Here is a 22,049-nt window from a genome sequence, read left to right on the forward strand (position 1 = left end):
TCTATTTCTTTTTGTACATCCATTATTTGTTAATAAAATGTGCTGTTTTTTAGGGAGTTATTACATCCTCCACTTCTTGTTTCTGCTCTTTTGATTGGAGATAAGGATTATGATAGCGCTCGTAGAACATGTTCTTATCATCTCTATAGCTTTTAACAGCCCCTAGTGTATTCATCAACTTAATGTAATACCATGCAAGGTCTATCTGGTGTGGTTTGAAGCCACTTCGGGCACTTTTTGGAAATAGATGGTGATTGTTATGCCATTCTCCTGCTACGATTCCTGGCCACACTTGATTAATGGACTTATCTTCTATACTGTAATCTGTTCCTTCGCGCTGCTTATCTTTTCCTTTCGCATGACCCTCATAGTTAAATGTGCGTACACCTATCGCCCAAAATCCTGCTGCACCAAAGAGACTACAGGCAAGCGCATGGCCACCCATCAGGTAGAATGCTAAATACCAAAAAGACCAATTTAACAACCAGGATACAAAAGTATAGGTAGGGTTCACATAAGAACCCCATGTTCTGTATTGCATGTATGAGTTCGCTGGTACTCCCGTATGTAGCATGAGCGATTTTACCCTATTATAATCGGATTCATTTAGATTTTTTGCTATGGGCTGGTGGTTGACATCCGCGAGAAAACAATATAAAAATCCTGCCTGCGCATTATAAGGGTCTCCTGGTTGATCGGATTTGGCATGATGCACATGGTGCGATATGACATATATTTCTTCTGGAATGACACTGATAGTTAGATGTTGTGTAAAGAATCTCCAAAAGGCATTTTTAAATTTGTACGCACGATGTGTACAGTAACGGTGATGCCATATGGTACCATGCGTTCCCATAATAATCATACTATATACAAAGGTTGCCAAAAGTGTCCACCAACTCAGGAAATAGATTAAGAAAATAAAGAAAAAGGGGATGAGACAAATGACCTTCAACCAGCTGACGAAGGGAAGCCAATTGCGTCGATCTTTAAAGACATTGAGTCTGTTAATAAATTCACGGATTATCTCTTTTTTGGTGGGTTTGATAAGTTTGCCCGCAGTATCTTGCCAGCCATAGGAAGGTGGTTGGAGGACATGGTCTAAAAATGACATGATAATAAGTATGAGTTAGCGTGTTATCATTTGTGATTTAACTGCAATTGCATGTAAATTAGATAAATAGGTGCAAAATGTAAACTTATTTAGCACTACGTTACAGGTAATTTACAAGAAAGGAATAGTTGTCAGCAATATAATTGCTATGGGTGCTATCTTTGCTATAGAATCATATTGAAAAGATGATGACTATGGTGATTTGCTGCATGCACATACAATGAGCATGTCCTTTAATAAAAAAATGTAGTAAATAAGCAGCATTGCTATTTACTACATGATATCAAATGGAGAACGTAATAAATTCTCCAATGTTAATTATCTTGCTACACGTACATTAGTCGCGTTAACACCTTTTTGACCGTTTTCTAAGTCAAATGTCACGCTATCATTTTCACGGATGTCATTAACTAGACCTGATGAATGTACGAATACATCTTGACCACCATCTGCTGGTGTGATAAAACCGAAACCTTTGGTAACGTTAAAGAATTTTACTGTTCCTTCTTGCATTATATTATTGTTTTATTTAAAATTATTTAATTCTAAACCGATGTTCTCCTTGCCATAAATATGGTGATTGAGGCACACAAGTTAATCGATCTGCTAGCAAGAAAAGGATGTTTGTATTTTTAAAGTTTAAAAGAATTTAAGCTCAAAGAGTATTGCATACTTTTTATGAATAACAAAAATTGGCATCTGAAATGAGCGATGATTGATTAAGAAGGATAAACCTAACTAGATCGAATGAACGCGGACAAAGCCTGATTCTAAAATCAAATATACGTATAATATATTGAAAATCAAAATAATATATTTATTTTTACTAGAGCATCATACCACCAGATACTTCAATGCGTTGACCGTTTACCCAACGGGCATCATCGGAACATAGGAAGGCGACTACACCACCAATATCATCGGGTTGTCCTACTCGCCCAAGGGCAGTTGCACTCGCGATATTTTTATTGACTTGTTCGTCATCACGTACATGACCTCCTCCAAAGTCTGTTGCTATGGCTCCAGGAGCAACGATATTGGCGGTAATGCCACGAGATCCCAATTCCTTAGCTAAATAGCGTGTCAGCACTTCGATGGCACCTTTAACAGAAGCATAGGCTGCTGATCCAGGGAAGGAAAACCGTGCCAACCCACTTGAAATATTGATGATCCTACCGTTGTCATTCAGATGAGCTAATGCTTTTTGAGTCAAGAAAAAGACACCTTTATAATGGATGTTGACCGCTTGATCAAATTGTTCTTCGGTGGTTTGTTCAAAGGGTGCATACAAAGCAGTTCCTGCATTGTTGATCAAATAATCAAATTTAGCTTGTCCTGTTTTTGCTTGTAAATCCGTTGTCAAGCGAGTGAAAAATTCGTCAAATGATTTTGTGTTGCTGGTATCCAATTGGTAAGCATAGGCTTTTTGTCCTAAGGCTTCAATTTCTTTTTGGGTTGCTTCAGCCTCCGTTTGGTTACTATGGTAAGTAAAGATAACGTCAACGCCCTGTTTCGCTAGGCTGATTGCCATGTTTTTACCTAAACCGCGACTGCCGCCAGTTATCAAGGCTAATTTTTTATGTTCTGTATGCATTTTTTTTTTTGATGATACAAAATACAAGCAATAATCGGCTTCCTCTCGCCAGCAAATATTTTTTTACAAAAAACAAACTTTTGATGAAGGGACGATAAGGAGGGAAATGTGAAATATAAAAATTTCATCATCATTAGAACGGTTTATGCAGGGTCAAGATTCCTGTAAGCATCTTGTTCGTTAATTGATGTTTTTCTAGTGTTAATTGCCTCATTTTGAAGTGTATTAAAAAGTACTTACCTTGTCTTTCGATTATTAATTTACCTTTTGAAAATCACCTATGTCATTAAAAATTTTAGTGTGTATTGTTCTATGCATGTTTATACGGTATGAAAGCGTTGCACAGGAAAAATTGGTGATGGGTGATATTGCTAGTTATAACAGGTTTACAGCTTCTTTGATTCGTCAGCTTGGACTTGAGGAGCAAAATAATGATCAAAATACTACTATATTTCGGTATTGGAACTCAAACCAGGTGCTTCAAATCGTAGAAAGAAATGGGGAAAAAACAGGGAGTCTAACCAATTATATACTCCGCCATCAGTATAAAAATCAGGATGAGCATTTCCTGTTTAATCAAATCAATCTTTCCGAAAGTGATTTAGTATTTATCGATTCTCTTTTGCAACATGATAGATTGGATACACTTCCTTCTGAAGAAGATATAAAAGGTTGGCCGCAAGGATTTGATGGCATTGCTTACCAGCTGGAATTTCGCAACGCTAGCAAGCTAAAAGTTGCTTCGTATTGGATGCCCCAATTAAGTCAACTCCCTGAAGCTCGACAGCTCATGGATTTCATCCATAAATTGGAAAATTTCTTACATTTCGATACGAATTTCAGTACTTTTCGCAAGTCATTGCTCCAAAAGGGATGTTACTCGTTTGGATCAGGTTGGATGATGTGTTTCATAAGTAATCCTTGGTCTATAGATTATTCTGCAACGACAAGTAATCCGATTGGTTATTCGATATCCAAAGGCTTTCCATTATGTAATAGAAAGCGGTATCTTACTTTTAATATGCATCACCGATTCACCAAAGACTATGGAGAATATGATTTTTTGGTTGAAGTAATCCCTTCAAAACTTATTTTTACGAAGCAAAGCTTTGATTTTATGAGTCTGAGTTATCGAAAACGCAAGATTGTTCTACAAGAGGAAATCGAACAGTTTCAAAACCTACAGATTCTTTATGGACTACATTATAAGAAGATGAATTTTGGCGCAGGTATAGATTATTTGACAACTCAAAATAAGACATCTATAGCACCTCGATTCCTTGGAATCTTTAGTGGATGGACGTTTTTAAACCTAGAGGGAAAAGCGTCGATATTTGCGAATCGTGTAGATTATGAACTAGGAATCAAGAAGTCTTTTTCTATCCAAAACGACTATCTTCAAGAGATTCATACGAAATTGTTTATGGAACATTTCCAACAACAAATGCAGTACGGGATACAAGTTGGGGTTGCGCTAAATCCCTAAAGCTGCTTCACATAGGTTAGACCTACTTTTTTATCTTGGTAAAAAGGCATGATCATACTGGAGGATGGATTTCTTGACCAGGGAAGCTAATAAATATTTGGACTTTAAAAAGAAGTAAATAGATTGTAAAATAGTAGTTTGTGTAGTTTTAGTTGTGCAAACAGTATAGCACATGCCTATATGAATCAAGGTTTTATCTTCACAATTTTATTATCTTTCATGATGACAATAACACTATTATTTTTTCGTTTGAACTCAACCATTTTTTCATAGGCCAGTTTGAGACCTTTTACAATCTTTACCTTTTGTTCTATTTTAGATTCTTTTGTCATAATATTTTTTTAATTCGTTAAATCTTGAAGAGTCGTAAATTATTAAATCTTCTTTGTAATATTTTTCCGCAAATAGAATAGGTTCTCCTTCTGAATTATCAAAAATTAAAACTTGATCAACAATATCCATATAAATATCAAATAGATTACAAATACCTTTTAGATAACGTCTATCAATTATGTTTTCTTTGATATTATGACCTCCTTCTCGTACTCTAATTCTCACTCTTTCCTTCGCGAGTTCAGGATTTTTTAACCAGAAAAAAAGTAAAGTTGTGTAATATCCCCTTTCTTTAGATTTTAAAATTTTATTTTTATACGTTCTAGTTGCCAAAGTGGTTTCAAGAGCGAAATTTTCTCTATTTTCGAAAAGCTCATTGATGCGATTTAGCATTATTCTACCTGCTTCAACAGCAACATTGTCTGGTTGAAATGGAGAAAGTCCACGAGCAATTTCATCTGCATTTACAAATTCTTTACAATTTAAAATTTCTGGTAAAATAGTAAATGATGCGGTAGTCTTTCCTGCGCCATTACATCCTGCAACTATGTAAAGATTTTTTTCATCCATTTAATTCAAATTTAAGATTATTTATTTACAAACCATGGTTTCGTCTTTTCATTTTTCCTATTGACAGTTTGATTTTTTGTATCTTGATCATATGAATAAATTGTTTAAACCCTTTCGGATGCTATTGGGAGCAACTACATGATTACTTTTGTTTATTTCGAGCGTTTATATGAATGCTTAATCTAAAGGAATTACAGGATTATTATGCAAGTAAAAAATAAGAAGGAAGATGTTGCTTGTGATCGATAAGGAGGAAAATATTATCATAAAAGACAGGAATCAGATAAGTTAATGCACTATGAAAAACAAACAATGGGCTAACGAGCTAAGCAGAGTGCTACGTGTGAACTATCCAATCGTACAAGCACCCATGCTTGGCGTATCGACACCTGAAATGGTTGCTGCATCAGCTGAGGCACATATATTGGGCTCTTTGGCGCTAGGGGATCTTCCTGCTGCTAGTTGCCGAGAATTGATCAGAAAAACCAAAAGTTTAACCTATCAACCTTTTGCAACCAATATCTTCGTTCACGACATACCAACTGTCTCAGAAGAACTAAAATTGCATTACAGCAAAACAAAGCGCTTTATTGAAGTATTGGCCAGACAACATCAGTTGCACGTTGAGTTACCTGATCTAGAAGAAATTAAGCTTACAGACTACCATGACCAAGTGGATGTTTTGATCTCAGAACACTGTCCGATCGTAAGTTTTACTTTTGGGATGCCAGATGTACAAAGCGTCCAAAAACTGAAAGAAAATGGTACATTATTAATCGGAACTGCCACTTCTGTTGCAGAAGCTAAACAATTGGAAATATTGGGGATGGACAGCATCTGTGTTCAGGGATTTGAAGCAGGTGGACATCGAGGAAGCTTTGTACAGGATGATATTCCGCGAATAGGGGGTATTTCTTTGCTTGCGCATATTTATGATAGCGTCAGTGTACCGTTGATCTATGCAGGTGGTATTTATAATGCAAAAACTTTACTGGCTGCAAAAGCACTGGGTGCACAGGGATTCCAAGTGGGGAGCTTACTGTTGTGCTCAACGGAAAGCGAGCTACAAGCGTTTGAAAAAAGGCGATTGCAAAATGTCCAAGAACATGATATTATCTTAACCAAAAGTTTCTCGGGTAGGTATGCCAGAGGAATCCGAAATATCTTCACCGAAAATCTGGATAATAGTACACATATATTGCCTTATCCGTATCAAAATAAACTGACAGCTGAATTACGAAAAGTGGCAAAACAACATCAAAATACGGACTTCGTTAATCTTTGGGTGGGGCAGTCCCTTCATGCTTTTAGTGAGGCGTCAACAGTGGATATTATTGAGCAATTGATTAAAGAAGTGGAAACAAGTCATGATCTTTGATCCATTGCTTCCCTACTACGATAAAAACTTTTTTGTATAACTAACTTACGGCAGTGCGAAGGTCTGTGTTTAAGAGTATGCTGTTATGTACACAAAGAAATATGGAGATCTTTTTAGAAAATAATATCTTTTAACCTAAAATAACCATCAGGGGCAATACTCATCAGAAAGTCCTTAAAGCTGTTTCACAAAACTTAATCCTACTTTTTTATCTTGGTAAAAAGGCATGATCATACTGGAGGATGGTTTGTTGCTAGGAAAAAATAAGCTGTTGATCTTTGGGTGCAACCAATAAGCCAGTTCTGTCGATAGGATCCCAAATCCAGCTCCTGCTACAACATCGCCCACCCAATGTTTATCGTTTAAGGTTCTATAAACGCCCGTAAACACCGCAAAAGGATAACCTGATATACTTAACCAAAAATTACTATCCCGATACTCCCGGTACATAAACTGTGCTGAAGAAAATGCGGTTGCTGTATGTCCAGATGGAAAGGATAGACTGTTGGTGCCATCGGGTCTTTCTTCGTGGACAAGATGCTTTAATGGAACGACCATCGCTGCTGATAGCAATTGTGAGGTGGCATAAATGAGGGTTCTGTCTCTAAAATTATGTTTACTTTTTACGCCAAAGGCATTCAGGCCATAAACCAGTACAGCAGGAACATACTGGGTATAGTTGTCTAAGCGAATATGATCAGGTTGATGCTCGTTAATTTCATCGCGTGTAGAAGTATTTAGTTTTTTGAGCCCATCAATACTGAGACTGGCGACACCATAACCGATAAATACAGCTGGTACAATGAAGTTCTTGTAATTTAGCTTATATAAACTGTTCTGGGTAACGATTAAACTATCCTGTTGCTGATGGTGACTGCTGCTGTCTTGCTGGAGGGTTACCTGTGCATGGGCGAAACTAAGGAAGCAGAGAAGGCATAGGGATAACTTAATTTTTAGCATGATAGAGGGTATTAGATGAAAATTGGATAGAATAACAGCTACTAACCACCCGAGTGGATGCCCTGGAAAATACAGTATAAAAGAAGAAATAGCATACATGAACGCTATCCTGAATAGGGATGATTATTTTCATTGTTTTGTTCCTACATATGATAATGCAAAGCTGTAAAGCAATTTAGAAAATATTTTGAATTTTAGAAGTGAATCGAAAAGAAATGATTTTTATTTTGAAATGCATATTGTACCTTCCAACGTTGATAATAGCAGATCTGTGTAATGATTGCCAACCCTAAACCGCTACCGTTGTTATTCTTGGCTAGTTTTGAAAATCGTTTGAAGAGCATTTCTGAATCTAATTCTTTTTCTCCTGTGTTGGATACGGTAAAAGAAGAACGATCAAGTGCAATCGAAATCTGACCATTGGCAGGGGTGTGGCGTATGGCATTCAATAGTAAATTATTGATTAAGATATCTGTTAGGCTACTGTTACCTAATACGACAATCTGAGGTTGAATATCCGTATGCAGCTGGATATTTTTTTGTTCCATATGTTCCTGGAGAATGTCAATGCTCTGTTGTAAGATCTGATCAAATTGAATCGACTCTGACTGGTCAAATTGGCTGTTTTCTATCTTAGCCAGTAATAATAGGTTTTTGTTGAGACGTGTACTTCGGGTCAATGCCTTGTGCATATCTTCCACAATCTGGTATTGATCGGTTGTCAGGTCCTTATTTTGCAATAAGATATCCAGCTTGTTTTTAAGAATAGCCAAGGGTGTTTGCAGTTCATGCGAAGCATTTTCGGTAAATTCTTTCTGGGTTTTATAGACAGATATGTTTTGAGTGATTAATTTGTTCAACGATTGATTCAAATCATGAAATTCGATGATGTCGGTTTTTTCAAAGGTAATCGGAGTCTGGTTATTGAGGTTAAATGTCTTCAGTTTTTCGACTGTATTCTGAAAAGGTTTCCACACTGTATTGGAGAGCTTTCGTGTCAATAATAGGAGACCCACGACCAACAACAGAAAGAAAAATAGGGTGATGCCAGCTATTGCAGCCATTGTTTCCTGAGACTCTTCAATATTAGTTTCTATAATAAATCGATAGGGTTGTTTGTTCAAGTAGATTACCGTAGAAAGGCATCGAAAACGATCAATGTTCAATGGCTTATCATACGATTTGGAATGGTTTTGGGTGTACACGCGATTTGTTAACGCATCTCCGGTAGCAACTGGTCGTATATTTGTTCCGGGTTGGATTATATTCCAAAGTGCAATACTGGCTTGTAACTTATCTGGAGAAAGGTTCAGTTTGTTAAGTTCGTGCGCAGTTTTTTTTGCGACAATTTTATTGTGTTCATCCAACTCGTTTTTCCAGATACCATCAATGATGACAAAGTAAACAGGTACGCTGATTCCCAGTATGATTAGGACATATAGGAGAAAGGGGCGAGTTGTCTTGTTAAGTAAGGGTTTCATATGGTATCCTGTTCATTTATTTCCCATTTGTAACCCGTACCGTATACGCTTTTGATATAGGTTTCGCATCCGGTATCTTGCAATTTCTTTTTCAAATTTTTGATGTGCGCATAGACAAAATCGTGATTATCCAGCATATCTGCAACATCACCCGAAAGGTGTTCGGCTAAAGTACTTTTGGAGATAACTCTATTTTTATTGCCGATGAAGTACATCAGCAGATCAAACTCCTTTTTCGTTAGGATAACAGGCTGATCATGTACAGCTACCGTTTTGGCCAAAAGGTCGATCTGGATTTCATGTTGACGGACGATATTGGAATTGCTGAATTGTTTTCTACGGATAAGGGAATAGATACGTGCAGCCAATTCAGATAAATGAAAGGGTTTGGTGAGGTAATCATCTGCTCCAATCTGCAAACCTTTTATTTTATCATCCAATGCATTTTTAGCGGAGATGATGATGACGCCATCTTGTTTATTTGAGCGTTTCAGTTCTTCCAAAAGACTTAATCCATTACCATCAGGTAAACCGATATCCAATAAGATGCAATCGTATTGATAGTCTTGTATCTTGGCAAAAGCTTCCTGATACGTGTTGGCAAATTCGCATAAGTATTGTTCCCCAGAAAGATATACCGCGATACTTTTGGCAAGTTCCTCTTCGTCTTCTATAATCAAGATTTTCATAAGACAAATATAGATTTGAATTTTGAAGAAATATAGAATTGTTTTGGAGATAATAAGGTACGACGTTTGTGCTTGTCGATTGTGTATCAAAAAAGGTTCCTCGAAGGAACCCTTTTTGATTAGATTCTTAAAAATGCAGGGAGAAACCTACGCGTGCACTAAAGGCTTTGACACCAGTAGCATTATCGTTTAATCCATGGTCATAACGTACTGCTGGTTCAATAGCGATATTATCTTTAACAAAAATCGCATAACCCACTTGGCCACCTAATAGTAAAGCGTTTTCACCATCTTGGCTCAATCCACCTAAATCTACTTGAACTGGAAGCACATTAGAAATATAATATTTTAATCCTGCCTTATAAGTAAACATATTTTGAGTTGATCCTTCTACTGTATAGTCACCTAAAGATATATCGCCAATCTTTTGACTTATATAGCCTAACCCAACCTTAACAGCTAGTTTATCTTGGAAAAAATAACCTGTTTCACCACCAATAGACCATGATGTATTACCATCATTCGTTAAAAGGCTGAATCCTGAAGTCGATAATCCTGAAATAGGAGATAAATTGGTTTCGACCATCCATTTTCCTTTTTGAATGGCAGGATGAGTTTCTTGCGCAAAGGCAAAGTGCATACTTACACATGTAAGTAGTGTTAAAAATACTTTTTTCATTAGAATTAAGTTAAATATAATGGCAAAGATAATATTTATTTCTTAATAATTTATAAATAATTACGTTTAAAGTTATATTTAACTGGTGAAAAGTTATATTTTAAATAGAAGTAGATATTTGTCTACTGATGTGCTGTAAATTATTGGGTATGAGGATTCTCACCACAACCTGATTAGGAGGAGGAGTATGTTTTTTAGACTTAAACACGTTTATAGACAGGCTTTCCTTAGCCGATCTAGAGCTTCATCAATGTATTGTGGGAAAAGGGATAAAGCTTCCCGTAGATGGCGTTCACCTTCAATAAATCCTTCTCTACGGGCAATTTCCACTGCCGAAAGGCATACTTTTTCTAAATAGCCTGCTGGTATTTGATCCGAATCTAAATTTTGATTGCCCATAACTGTATACTAAATCTATCTTGTAATGGATGAGCGTGTTTTATTTTTCACTCATTTTATATATTTATTGACATAACAATTGACATCGTATAATGTTTTGAAGGATTGTATGTTTAGTGAAAGATTCTCTTTATGGGCTTTCTTTTTTATACCTGATAACCTGTAGACTTCTTATTATCTCTCTCTAAGCTTTCTTTCCTGCGCAAAGAACCTGCGTAGTGTCACTTTTGATACCAGTGCTTATTTTTTATTATTTATTTTATTGTGTTGAAATACAGGGTGATATGTGTTTGTTTTGAATTGCGTATTTAGGCTGCAGTGAGGGCATCTCATCTTTGTCAGGAACCATCAGGGAATGTCCCTTGGTGGAAATAGAAAAAAAATGAACAACACTTATTTATGTACGTTAATCAAAGAAATCGAGACCAAAGAAAATATAAAAATTCTCTATGCATGTGAATCAGGCAGTCGTGCTTGGGGATTTCCATCTCAAGATAGTGATTACGATATTCGCTTTATCTATTGCAGACAAATGGCGGATTATCTAACAATATTTTCAGAAGCGGAGGATATCAGATATCCGATTGTAGATGATCTAGATATCTATGGCTGGGATATTCGGAAGGTGTTAAAACTGTTGTATAAAAGTAACTGTACATTATATGAATGGTTGCAATCACCGATCTGTTACGGAGATTATACTTTTTTCAAAGATGATTTTATACCCCTATTGGAGTATGCTCCAAATATACGGGCACATATGCATCACTATTTGGGTTTATTCCATAGAAAAATGGAGGCATTAGATTTGCCTACTATAGGGTTGAAGTCTTTTTTTTATTTGATCAGAAGTTTACTATCTGCGGAATGGATCGCAACATACCGATCATATGCGCCGATGGAAATCAAGCACTTGAAGGTATTGTTGCCAGATGATAGAAAGCTTGCATTGGAAACATTGATCACACTGAAAGGTTCGGTTAAGGAAGATTTTAACTATGCATTGGAGAAGGAATGGCGCATATACCTGAAAGATACATTTGTTAAACTCAGGGTAACTGTTGATACCATACCTGTTGCAAAAATGCCTGTAGAGCCACTCGATCACTATTTTTTTAATTTAGTTCAAAACGAAAATGATGACCATTAAAGATTTACACGACCAACACTTGATCTTGTTCAAAGCGGTGACAGGAAGCAAAGCGTATGGCTTGGATACCGCGCTATCGGATACGGATATCAAAGGGGTATTTTATTTACCTAAGCACGATTTTTTTGGTTTGGGCTATATTCCTCAGATTAGTAATGAAACGAATGATGAGGTGTATTATGAATTGGGGCGGTTTGTGGAATTGCTCAGCAAGAATAATCCGACGGCGATGGAGCTGTTGGCGAGTCCTGTGGATTGTGTGCTGGAAAGACATCCATTGATGGGTTCTTTTGAGTTGCATGAACTGCTGAATAAGGAATTGGTGGAAAGCTTTGTCCAATATGCTTTACAGCAGGTAAGGAAAGCAAAGGGGTTGAATAAAAAAATCAATAATCCTCATTCCGCAGAACGAAAAACCTTATTAGACTTTGCCTATGTACTGCAAGGTAGCGCAAGCTATCCGATGGTACCCTGGTTACGGGATCAGCATATGCATCCTCAATTTTGTGGACTGACAAAGCTGAACCATAGTAAAAATGTGTATGCATTATATTATGATCGTCACGAAGATGGGATATACCGTGGTATACTGGCTAAGATTGAAAGTCAGGAAGTAGCCTTGAGCGCCATTCCAAAAGGAGAGGAGGCGGTGACCTTGTTGTTTGTGAATCACGAAGCTTATTCCTCTTATTGCAAAGATTACCTGGCTTATCGGGAATGGGAAAAAAAACGTAATGCACAACGTTATGCAAGAACAATGGCACATGGACGAGGCTATGATGCTAAAAATATGATGCATACGATCCGTTTGCTGGAAGTCGCGAAAGATTTAGTGGCAACAGGTGAATTGTTAATCAAACGGACAAATCGCACAGAACTGCTTGAAATTAAGTCAGGAAAATGGACTTACGAACAGTTATGTGATCAGGCTGAAGTACTTCAGACAGAAATCGCGGACTTATATCCGAAAAGTTCCTTACCTGAATCATTGGATAGCAATAAGTTGTTGCAATCGCTTGTTCAAGTACGGGAAATATTATATGGTTAAGGGCGGAGGTATTATTTACTCCGCCTTTATTGGGTTGCCATCATAATCATAGACTTCTTCATCCCCCAATCGGATATACCATTTCTGTTTTTTCTCATCATACCAACTATATTGATAGCCTGAAGGTAACTTCATGACGATGTTATTTTTCCGATCGATAAAGGCATATGTATATTGATCCTGTTTTTTGATGGCTACATAAGCATATTTTCCATGAAAATCAGTAGCATTGTCGTACATGGTCGGGATAACTTCACGGCCTTTGTTGTCAATAAAACCATAATCCCCATCATACAGGTATTCGTCATTATTTCTTTTCTCTACGCGCGCTAGTCCTTTGTAAAAGGGTTCTGCTAGATGATATTTTTCTGTTGGAAATGATAACACTTCATGACCTGTACTATCGATAAAGAAATAATGAATGCCTTTTATGTCTTTCGTTTTTGGCTCTCTTATTTCTTTGGTTACAAGGAGCAAACCATCAGCAAATGTACCTTTGATCTCGGAGTATTTACCATTGGTTATATTTTGTCCTTTGTTATTGAAGACATTCTTTTGTTCATCATAAATATATTCCGTCGGATTGTATTCGGTATAAAAGAATCCATTTTCGTACTTGACATGATCAAAACGAAAGGGAAGGAGAATCTCTCCTTGATTCGTATATGCTCCTTCTTTTTCGGAATTTTGTTGATTAGCAATCCAAAAACCAGGTGCATTGAAATGTAGAAGCTCATGTTGCATGGGGATCATTATTTTCCCTGTTGTGGCATCCACCATACCAATTGGACCATTTGTTTTGGTTTCGATTTTAACATATTTCTCTTGATAGATCGTAGGATCATCAATCTGATAGTTTACGGGGTGCAGAGTTTTAGTCGTGGGATTAAAATGATAAGTTTGACCTTCATCATCGATCTGATCCCAATAGAAGTAGGCATTGATTGGTCTGAAATTATTATTGAATTTTGGTTCAACAACCCATTTCCCAGTACGATCCAATAATCCTACTCGACCTGTTTTTAAATCGGCTGCGATATATGGATCTTGTTGGTTGTAATATGCTATTGGATAAGTGAGATGAGTGGTAAATAACTTTTCAGCAGTATCCCAGATCTTTAGTTCGATTTGTGCAATTGGTCCTGAAAAAGTCAATTCTATTTGTGTGTTACCTAGCTCTTCAGGTCTATTAAACTCCAAGCCACTTTGTTTTTGGATATATGCAGTCAATTGGTCTTGATTTGTTATTTTATCCTTTTCGATGGTTGTTTGTGCTTGTTCTAATACTTGAAGTAAGGTTTTGTATTGTACTCGTTTCTCCTTAGTGATACTTGTTCTGCTATTGCTTGAACGTTGTTTTAATCGTCTTCCGTCTTGATATAAAGCCTGAATCTGGATATCTTTTTCTAAAACAGCAGGAACTTCCAGAAGCGCTTTATTTTCTTCCATAGCGATTAATGAGATTGTTCCAGAAGGGGTAGAAAGTTTATTTTGGGCTGGGGTTAACAGGTGTAGCCGATGTTCACGCAAAGGTAACGTGATTTCCATATCAATAGCTTTTATGGGTTTAGCAGCATGAACCAAAAAATCTTGATCAAAACTGCTTGCGTTATGCAATAAAAATCGATCTGCATCACTGAGCTTGGTGGAGTCGATATCCGCATAACCCTCAGCATCTGTACGTCCATATTTTGCGATTAGTGCTTCTTTAGTGGTATACTGCCCTTTGGCCTCGATGCTGGTCTGATCTAAGAAATGGATCTGAGTGGGTGTATAACGTGGTTCTTTATCGGCATGATCTAGAAAATATGAATTTTCGACACCTAGAAGTTGTGTAAGTTTGAATTTATCTTTCTCAAGAGATAGAAAGTTATTTGGAGGTAATAGAGTATTATTAATCCGTATTGTGGAAAAGAAAGCTTGTAGCGTAGCATCTAATGTAGTACCTGCATTGGGATCTTTCTGTTCAAAATTGAAATCATCTTTGGGGTCAAATACAACGGCAGCTGGCTCTAGTTTGATCTGCAAGTTAGAAAACTGCAAGAACATGCGTAAATTTTCTTGAGATTTTTTGACTTCACTCAGCAAGATTTCTTTGGATTGCCCATGAACGGCCATACAGATGACCGAAAGAAAAAATACACAGATATTTCGTAACATAAGATAATTGATCGTTTAAATTAAACGAAAGTACTAAATATATTTACGAATAAATAGGCGATGTCTGTTTTAAAGTTTTTGCATTTTTTGGTTTATTTTTATGTTTTGTTGTTTGTTGCAAAAACTGAACGAGTTGTTGCTCCAATTGCTTCGTTGTAAGTTTTTTACTACTATGTGGCAATTGGCCTGCTAAAAACGTAGCTTGTATATGGGGATGTACATAATACTTTTGAGCAACGGTTTTTGTGTTTCCCAATTTTTGTGCGACATGCTTGATAATCGTATTCAGTTGTCGTATCCGTTGCTTTTCATCAGCGGCAGCAGTTTCCTGTAGTAATAAACCAAAGGCTTCCCGACTTGCACCCCAGATGCGAATGGATTTACAGGTTAATGTTCCTTCACTATATTCTTTTAAATAGGCATTGAGCTGTCGACCGCAGAAGACTTGTTCTGTATTTTTTTTACCGACACAAAACAGTTGTTTTCCTCTAAACTGCATCAGTTCTGTTAAATAGCTTGCAATTCTTTTATCTACCCATGTCTTTTTTTGAAATACTCCCTTTTTGCCTGTAAAGGCTAAGGTAATGCTATTCTGATTCAGTTTGACATGTCTTTTTTCCAAGGTACTCAGACCATACGATTTATTTTCCAAGGTATAGCGACTATTACCGACACGGATCAAGGTGCTGTCCATGATTTTAAAAGCCAAGGCGCATAATTTATCAGTATTCCATTGATCCTGACGCAGGTGTTTCGTGGAGATCTTTCTTAATTTTTGCAAATGTTTGCCGGCATACTGGGTATGATCAAATTTTTCACTTTGTTGCTTGGCGGTATATTGTGCATGATAGATATACTGTTTGCGGCCTTTGATATCAAATCCATACGCTTGTAGATTGCTCTTTGCTTGTGCTGAAATCCAAACATTGTTCCAATTGGGAGGAATAACCAACTTGACAATACGATTTAAAGCCTTTTTGTTATCTAAGATGGTTCCATCGTCGCACAGGTAAATAAATGACTTACGGAATTTGATGCGTTTATATCCTTTTGCTGTGGCCATGAGCTGTGTGTTTATACAGGAATAAACATTGTTGTATGTATTTCGTTCGCATTAAATAAGAAATAAAGAGTTAACGTACTCATCTACTTAGGTTGGTACATGATTAATTTCTTTTGCAAGATCTTTCGTGTCAAATGAATGCGAGACTTGATCGTTCCTTCAGGAAGGAAAAAAAGTTCGGCAATTTCATGGTATTTATAACCATCCAGGTACAAGCGAAAAATTTCCGCATTTTCTTTTGGTAACGTATCCATTGCTTTTTGAATGTCATCCGCCACTAATGTATGTTCCGCACGGTTTGTATCACCATTGGATAAGGGATCTAATTGCATATAATTTTCGTAGATATAAGTTTTACGTTTATCCTTGCGATACTGATTGATATACGTATTTTTCATAATTACATATAACCAGGTCATTAATTTCGGATGTCTGATGAAACGATCTATTGATTTTAATGCGCGTAACATTGTCTCTTGGATCAAATCTTCTTTTTCATCAGGATCTGTTGTGAATTGCCCCGCAAAGTTGTTTAGTATTTTTCTTTTTTCCTGAAAGAACACGTTTACATTGGAATTTTCCATAGCGTTTACAGTTTTCATGGTTAGATGTTGTTATTATTAACGTGAAATTGCAAATTATAGTTTGCAATTTCGATGTTCAAGTCTGATATGTAATGACTTATACGTATTAAGTGCAATGCTAAATTTTAGCTAAAAAGCGGTGTTATTTTAGTTAAATGAAGGTTTATCTTTGCTTTAGGAAGTAAGAACTGCACGGACATAAATTTTGAAAACGGGTATATTGACCTGTCCATTTGAGCATTAACACGTAAGTCTATCGGGATCTACTTTTTCCGTGCTCCTATGACAGATTTTTACGGGAGGATAAATAGGTAATAAGAGTGATTTGAAGTTATTAATACTGGATTTAGGTGCTTAAGAGGTCGATCGTGAACAATAAAAGCTATAGGCTGTTTAGAAATTAAGTATAGACCTTATTAAATACAAAAGAGTATGCAGCTCAATATAATCGTACTGACCCTTTTAGTTTCTTTACAGAGCTTTTCCTTGGGGCAGCAACAGCAACAGAAGAAAGAGACGGTACTGAGAGATATTGTCTTTATGCGGACAGAAGGATTGATCATGACGCAAATGATGGAGAAACATTCTAAAAATAAAAACATGCTGGCAATCTGTAAACGTGCGAAAAGCTATTACACAAGCACGCAACCGATGTTACTGGAAATAACCAAAGGAAAAGCTCTTGATCTGGATAAACGTCAATTTGAACAAATATGGAAAGAGGCAGAAAAAAGTTTTCAAAAATATACGATCAAAAACGAAGATGAATGGAATCGGATGTATGAAGGGCATATTCATGCTTGTATACGCGCATATAGTCTACTTGTACAAGAGCAACAATGGCCAGATATTGCTTATTTTTCCTTTCATGCCTTACCTGGATTAATTAATTTGGAGGAAGCATTTAAACAGTTGGATGTAAATTAGATAGAGATATTTGATTGTTATAATCATTTAATCATAATTACCAGAATAACTTCCTGCATATGGGTTTGGATACAGGAAATTGTTCTGGAAATACATCCTTATTAAAGGGCAGGATGGATTTGATCTCTTAATAATTTGATTTGATCATGTGCCTCGAGCTGTTCGGCTGCTTGTCTGTTGATGATTTCGACAATTTGTCCATCCAATTCGGGAGCTTCTTCTAAAATTTGCTGATACACTTTCTTAAAAGCATCTTCTCCTTTTTCACAATCAACCAAAATATCTTGTGTTGTACTGTTCATCATGGTATTCTTGATGTCCATCCACATTCTAAACAGTTTTCCAGAAGCCATAGTACCTTCTTCCGTAGGTTCGCCAGCGGCATAAACGAAAGGCTTTAACTCGGTTTTAAACTGTTCCGATTGATTTCGATAACGTCTGAAATAATCGAGTACGAGACTACTTTCTGGATCAGAAAGTAATTCTATTGCCTTGTTGTATCCCTCAATACGATCGTTATTGATTTCAATTAGATCGTTTACTAAGTCCGCTTGTTGTTGAATTGATTTTTCCATTTTGATCGTTTTAATAGTGAAATGTTCTTTTAGAGATGAACAGTTGTCAAAAATAGAGGTTCAAATATTTTACAATTTAGGTATTTATAACTGTACATGATTGCTAATAGCAAATGCCCATCAATCGATAGAAAGTAATAGATGTAAGTGCCATTATCAATAACCCAATGCCATCATGCTGCGTAAGTAGGTAAGATAAAAAATAGGAAGGGTAAACACGTAGGTTGTGGAGGAAAATACCCTAATATGAATTGAAGTAAACATTTTGAGCTTAAATCCATTCATTGAATAGGAATAATACATACATTAATTTCATTTTTAAAAAAGAGTACTATGGAAAATTTATTAAACAAGGGCCCAAAAGAAGGGGAAATGACAAAAGAAATCGAATCAAAAACAGCTCAGATTCCTTCTCAAGTTTATCTCGGTTTAGCGATAACGGCGATGTTGGCTTCTGCAGTATTAAAATGTGCTGGTCATAAACATACCGCACTTTTTGTTGGGCAATGGGTATCGCCGTTCTTATTGTTTGGTGTATACAATAAAATTGTCAAGACACAAGGTCATGACTAGTGCAAATGTTCAGCAATAAGAATAAACTGTAATGTGTTACGATGAGGAAGATAAGGAATGAAAAAGCTTATCTATTCTGGTTTTGGAAAAACAAAAGAAGAATGTATGGAAACCTACATTCTTCTTTTTAATATATGCTTGTTATTTTTTATATAAAAAACAGTATCGTGTTGCAGCTGTATGTTTTAGGATGATAGCGGTACATATGGCTGAAGTTGTTTTTTTCCTAACCATTCAAAACCCAATGGGTCTGAGGTTTTTATTAATACTGGAGATAGATGCTTGTATTTGTCGTAGTTTGTAGCATCGACCACTATTGTTTTTCTAGATTTTTCTTGAAGTTGGCGTAGCAAACGAAGGACTTGTTTACTGATCGTGCCTTTTTCATAATCTGAAATATAGAGGATATCGCAATTGAAGTAAGCTTTCTCGATATCTTTTAAGAAGCTATCCATCACACTATTGTCTATATGAAGCTTAGGAATGATGTCTCCTGGATAGGCCTGCTGTTCTTCTTGATCAAGGCGTGTATGGATAAGGGTAGGGCTTGCTGCTGTAAAATGAATACAGATCGAAGGGATACCCTTCTCTTTTAACAATTGAATCGCAGTCTGAGAGGCCTGATCTTCTCCTAATACGGTCATATAGCAAACCTGCGCGCCATTATGTTGTAAATAACTCGCCAACTGTGCAGAACCACCCAGGCATAAATGGCGTATAGGAAAGTCAACTTCTGGCATATTTCCTTTAGGAATCCGACCTATAGGCGTACTATTCAGATGAACATCCAGAATAAAGTCTCCGATGACCAATACATTTTGATCTTTAAATGGATGTCCTATCTTTTTGATCGTTGTGTTCATAATTTTGGTTTCATGTTATAAAAGCTGTGTTTATTATGGTCGTCTGTGTATCGTTATTTTGATCATCACGATTCACGTGGTTACGATGAGCAGCTTCGGAATATATACAGGAGTTGTGTTGTTACTATACGGTTTTATACATAATCCCGATGACAATAGGTGATTGGTTATACTCCGATGTGTTCAGCAAATTCTTTTTTTAACGGAGTTGCACATGACCGTTTCTTCGAAGTAAGATCTCATAATCATCGGCAAGGTCTTGGTAGTATTTATCCTGATCATCAAATTCTTCTTCGTCATCTTCGTCTATCTCTTCTTCATCATTGTCATTAATTTCATAATCATCATCTTCTTCTATGGTCTCGTCCGGATCTGGGATCGGATGGCTCAAAGGATCTACTTCCATATATAACACAGATCCATATAGATCAAAAATAGTTTGGGCGTTATCTGCTGCAGTTGTTCTGCTTGCTTGTTGAACGGAGACTTGGGATTGTTGTTGATCGTAATCAAGACCATTTATTGGAGGTGAGGGAGGCTGTTCTTGATTATCTGGGGGGGTCGTGATATGTTCGCTTGGAATGCCTACATTAACATTTGTTAAAATTAAAGCTACAAGAAGACCTGGTCTTGTTGTAACCGTCCCATGTTTTAATTTCATGTGATCACTTTTTAGTTTTTATAAGTACACAATGAACAATTGGTATTTATCTTTAGTTTGACGTATAAATACGGGAAAAATAAAATAAATACGTAGATAACAAATGGGAGTGGCTATACTGTTGAAAAAATAGTCTGTTCAGAAGTTATAGGGATGCCAAGTTGCAACCAACCAGGAAGAAATAATCATATGCTTTTATTGTTATTTTGTTCATTTTATTCAGTAAGTTTATCATATATCTCGGTGATGATGAAAATTCTTTCTGCAAAACAAATGGCTGATGTGGATCGTGCGACCTGTGAAGAACAGCAAATAACGAGCGTAGACTTAATGGAACGTGCGGCTCATACTGTTTTTCTGGCGCTAAAACAGCGGTATTCCGATTTGACTCAGCAGCATTTCACTATTTTGTGTGGTAAAGGAAATAATGGGGGAGATGGATTAGTGCTGGCTCGTTTATTGGATGCCTGTCTGGCGGATGTTCAGGTCTACCTATGGCAGGCTGATCGTTATTCCGCAGATAATTTGCTGAATCAACAGCGGATTTCCCATATCCCTATTCAGCATTTTTCTGAAACAGATCACTTGGATTTTCCATCCCATTCCATCATTTTGGATTGCTTGTTTGGTTATGGTCTTCAAGAAGAATTAGATGATCGTTGGCTTTCAATCATTCAACAGATTAACCAATCGAAACGACCTGTCTATGCCATTGACATGCCTTCTGGTTTACTGGCTGACCGACCTACATCGGAGCATGGACTTGTTGTTCATGCGGATTTAGTCTATACATTCCAGGTTCCTAAATTGGGTTTATTGATGCCTCAAAATCAAATCTTTTATGATGAGTTTCAGGTATTGGATATTCAGTTGAGTTCAATAGCGATGGAAAGTGCCGATACGCACTTGACATATGTGGACCAAGAACTACTGTTGTCGTTTTATAGAAAAAGAAAAAAATTTGACCATAAAGGTATTTTTGGACATGTACTCATTGTTGGTGGTAGCAAAGGAAAAATAGGAGCTGTACAACTGGCTTTGAAAGCAGCATTACGAAGTGGTTGCGGTTTAGCAACGGCATATTTACCTGCTTGTGGAATTACAATCATACAAACGGCTGTACCCGAAGCGATGGTACTGTCGGATAATCACCATGCTTCTATAACCGATATACCCAATGTCACGCCTTATCAAGCTGTTGGTATTGGAATCGGATTGGGGGAAGCGGTAGGAACTGTCGAAGCGTTATCCGAATTTTTACGTCGTAGGGGCAATCAACCGATGGTATTGGATGCTGATGCATTGAACATCTTGTCAAAAGCACCAGAATTGTGGGCTTATGTTCCTAAAGATAGTATATTGACCCCTCATCCTAAAGAGCTTCGTCGTATTATTGGTATTTGGCAGGATGATTGGGATAAGTTAGAAAAAGTCAAAAGATTTGCTAAGAATCATCAACTACATATACTGATCAAGGGCGCAAATAGTATGATGTTGTTGGCTGATGGACAGATTTTTATCAATAGCACGGGTAATGTGGGGATGGCAACTGGTGGGAGTGGTGATGTTTTAACGGGTATAATTACTGCACTTATGGGGCAAGGATATTTCAGCCATCAAGCCCTGATCCTAGGGGTATATATCCACGGACGAGCTGCTGATATGGCTGTTCAGACTATCGGTGCTTATAGTTTATTACCATCCGATACCATTCGGTTTTTACCTCAAGCATTTCTGGAACTGGAACGCAGCCATGCGTAAT

23 protein-coding genes are annotated in these 22,049 nt (G+C 36.9%); 7 read left to right on the forward strand and 16 right to left on the reverse strand.

What is annotated here, in order from left to right:
* Window positions 1-49: 49 nt before the first annotated feature.
* From LZQ00_RS05895 to LZQ00_RS05905, 3 genes are all read right to left on the reverse strand, one after another.
* Window positions 50-1,114, reverse strand: a complete 1,065-nt coding sequence (locus LZQ00_RS05895; RefSeq protein ID WP_234513059.1) for a fatty acid desaturase — start codon at window positions 1,112-1,114, stop codon at window positions 50-52.
* 318 nt (window positions 1,115-1,432) lie between these two features.
* The gene (locus LZQ00_RS05900; RefSeq protein ID WP_234513061.1) at window positions 1,433-1,627 is read right to left on the reverse strand and encodes a cold-shock protein; all 195 of its coding nucleotides are present in this window, start codon (window positions 1,625-1,627) and stop codon (window positions 1,433-1,435) included.
* A 313-nt stretch (window positions 1,628-1,940) separates the two neighbouring features.
* Window positions 1,941-2,708, reverse strand: a complete 768-nt coding sequence (locus LZQ00_RS05905; RefSeq protein ID WP_234513062.1) for an SDR family NAD(P)-dependent oxidoreductase — start codon at window positions 2,706-2,708, stop codon at window positions 1,941-1,943.
* 280 nt (window positions 2,709-2,988) lie between these two features.
* Here LZQ00_RS05905 and LZQ00_RS05910 point away from each other — a divergent pair, with 280 nt between their 5' ends.
* Complete coding sequence (locus tag LZQ00_RS05910) at window positions 2,989-4,194, forward strand: hypothetical protein (RefSeq protein WP_234513064.1); 1,206 nt, start codon at window positions 2,989-2,991, stop codon at window positions 4,192-4,194.
* A gap of 185 nt (window positions 4,195-4,379) precedes the next feature.
* On the opposite strand, the gene LZQ00_RS05915 is transcribed toward LZQ00_RS05910, so the two are convergent.
* Entirely contained in the window at window positions 4,380-4,526 is a 147-nt protein-coding gene (locus LZQ00_RS05915) for a hypothetical protein (protein ID WP_234513066.1), read from the reverse strand.
* Window positions 4,510-5,097 carry a zeta toxin family protein gene (locus tag LZQ00_RS05920; RefSeq protein ID WP_234513067.1) on the reverse strand — a complete coding sequence of 196 codons (588 nt, stop codon included), beginning with the start codon at window positions 5,095-5,097 and terminating at the stop codon, window positions 4,510-4,512. The genes LZQ00_RS05915 and LZQ00_RS05920 overlap by 17 nt, the downstream gene beginning before the upstream one ends.
* Window positions 5,098-5,395: 298 nt before the next feature.
* On the opposite strand from LZQ00_RS05920, the gene LZQ00_RS05925 reads away from it, so the two are divergent.
* On the forward strand, window positions 5,396-6,475 hold the full coding sequence (locus tag LZQ00_RS05925) for an NAD(P)H-dependent flavin oxidoreductase (protein ID WP_234513069.1): 1,080 nt from the start codon (window positions 5,396-5,398) through the stop codon (window positions 6,473-6,475).
* A gap of 174 nt (window positions 6,476-6,649) precedes the next feature.
* On the opposite strand, the gene LZQ00_RS05930 is transcribed toward LZQ00_RS05925, so the two are convergent.
* The 5 genes from LZQ00_RS05930 to LZQ00_RS05950 form a co-directional block, all read right to left on the reverse strand.
* On the reverse strand, window positions 6,650-7,435 hold the full coding sequence (locus LZQ00_RS05930) for a phosphatase PAP2 family protein (protein WP_234513071.1): 786 nt from the start codon (window positions 7,433-7,435) through the stop codon (window positions 6,650-6,652).
* A 194-nt stretch (window positions 7,436-7,629) separates the two neighbouring features.
* Complete coding sequence (locus tag LZQ00_RS05935; RefSeq protein WP_234513073.1) at window positions 7,630-8,916, reverse strand: sensor histidine kinase; 1,287 nt, start codon at window positions 8,914-8,916, stop codon at window positions 7,630-7,632.
* Window positions 8,913-9,605: a response regulator transcription factor gene (locus LZQ00_RS05940; RefSeq protein WP_234513075.1), complete on the reverse strand. Its 693-nt coding sequence runs from the start codon at window positions 9,603-9,605 to the stop codon at window positions 8,913-8,915. Before LZQ00_RS05940 ends, LZQ00_RS05935 begins: the two co-directional genes overlap by 4 nt.
* A gap of 127 nt (window positions 9,606-9,732) precedes the next feature.
* Entirely contained in the window at window positions 9,733-10,284 is a 552-nt protein-coding gene (locus tag LZQ00_RS05945; protein ID WP_262910926.1) for a porin family protein, read from the reverse strand.
* Window positions 10,285-10,494: 210 nt separating this feature from the next.
* Window positions 10,495-10,683 carry a hypothetical protein gene (locus LZQ00_RS05950; protein ID WP_234513087.1) on the reverse strand — a complete coding sequence of 63 codons (189 nt, stop codon included), beginning with the start codon at window positions 10,681-10,683 and terminating at the stop codon, window positions 10,495-10,497.
* Between the two features lie 382 nt (window positions 10,684-11,065).
* On the opposite strand from LZQ00_RS05950, the gene LZQ00_RS05955 reads away from it, so the two are divergent.
* On the forward strand, window positions 11,066-11,833 hold the full coding sequence (locus tag LZQ00_RS05955; RefSeq protein WP_234513096.1) for a DNA polymerase beta superfamily protein: 768 nt from the start codon (window positions 11,066-11,068) through the stop codon (window positions 11,831-11,833).
* Window positions 11,820-12,881, forward strand: a complete 1,062-nt coding sequence (locus tag LZQ00_RS05960) for a DNA polymerase beta superfamily protein (protein WP_234513098.1) — start codon at window positions 11,820-11,822, stop codon at window positions 12,879-12,881. The genes LZQ00_RS05955 and LZQ00_RS05960 overlap by 14 nt, the downstream gene beginning before the upstream one ends.
* A 15-nt stretch (window positions 12,882-12,896) precedes the next feature.
* On the opposite strand, the gene LZQ00_RS05965 is transcribed toward LZQ00_RS05960, so the two are convergent.
* The 3 genes from LZQ00_RS05965 to LZQ00_RS05975 form a co-directional block, all read right to left on the reverse strand.
* A complete protein-coding gene (locus LZQ00_RS05965; RefSeq protein WP_234513100.1) occupies window positions 12,897-15,041 on the reverse strand; it encodes a WG repeat-containing protein in 2,145 nt (714 codons plus the stop codon).
* Window positions 15,042-15,084: 43 nt separating this feature from the next.
* Window positions 15,085-16,104 (reverse strand): DNA topoisomerase IB, encoded by a 1,020-nt coding sequence (locus LZQ00_RS05970; RefSeq protein WP_234513102.1) that lies wholly within the window; start codon window positions 16,102-16,104, stop codon window positions 15,085-15,087.
* 83 nt (window positions 16,105-16,187) lie between these two features.
* A complete protein-coding gene (locus LZQ00_RS05975; protein WP_234513104.1) occupies window positions 16,188-16,706 on the reverse strand; it encodes an RNA polymerase sigma factor in 519 nt (172 codons plus the stop codon).
* 414 nt (window positions 16,707-17,120) lie between these two features.
* On the opposite strand from LZQ00_RS05975, the gene LZQ00_RS05980 reads away from it, so the two are divergent.
* On the forward strand, window positions 17,121-17,615 hold the full coding sequence (locus LZQ00_RS05980) for a hypothetical protein (protein WP_234513113.1): 495 nt from the start codon (window positions 17,121-17,123) through the stop codon (window positions 17,613-17,615).
* 101 nt (window positions 17,616-17,716) lie between these two features.
* Here LZQ00_RS05980 and LZQ00_RS05985 read toward each other — a convergent pair whose 3' ends face one another.
* Entirely contained in the window at window positions 17,717-18,190 is a 474-nt protein-coding gene (locus LZQ00_RS05985; RefSeq protein ID WP_234513115.1) for a PA2169 family four-helix-bundle protein, read from the reverse strand.
* A gap of 333 nt (window positions 18,191-18,523) precedes the next feature.
* Between LZQ00_RS05985 and LZQ00_RS05990 the strand changes: the two genes are divergently transcribed.
* Window positions 18,524-18,763, forward strand: a complete 240-nt coding sequence (locus LZQ00_RS05990) for a hypothetical protein (protein WP_234513116.1) — start codon at window positions 18,524-18,526, stop codon at window positions 18,761-18,763.
* A 185-nt stretch (window positions 18,764-18,948) separates the two neighbouring features.
* Here the strand turns inward: LZQ00_RS05990 and LZQ00_RS05995 are convergent, their stop codons facing one another.
* Both LZQ00_RS05995 and LZQ00_RS06000 read right to left on the reverse strand, forming a co-directional pair.
* Window positions 18,949-19,626, reverse strand: a complete 678-nt coding sequence (locus LZQ00_RS05995) for a PfkB family carbohydrate kinase (RefSeq protein ID WP_234513117.1) — start codon at window positions 19,624-19,626, stop codon at window positions 18,949-18,951.
* A 199-nt stretch (window positions 19,627-19,825) separates the two neighbouring features.
* The gene (locus tag LZQ00_RS06000; protein ID WP_234513118.1) at window positions 19,826-20,287 is read right to left on the reverse strand and encodes a hypothetical protein; all 462 of its coding nucleotides are present in this window, start codon (window positions 20,285-20,287) and stop codon (window positions 19,826-19,828) included.
* Between the two features lie 246 nt (window positions 20,288-20,533).
* On the opposite strand from LZQ00_RS06000, the gene LZQ00_RS06005 reads away from it, so the two are divergent.
* Entirely contained in the window at window positions 20,534-22,048 is a 1,515-nt protein-coding gene (locus LZQ00_RS06005; RefSeq protein ID WP_234513120.1) for an NAD(P)H-hydrate dehydratase, read from the forward strand.
* Window position 22,049: the final 1 nt, after the last annotated feature.

The sequence above is a fragment of the Sphingobacterium sp. SRCM116780 genome, from assembly GCF_021442025.1.
Classification (GTDB): domain Bacteria; phylum Bacteroidota; class Bacteroidia; order Sphingobacteriales; family Sphingobacteriaceae; genus Sphingobacterium.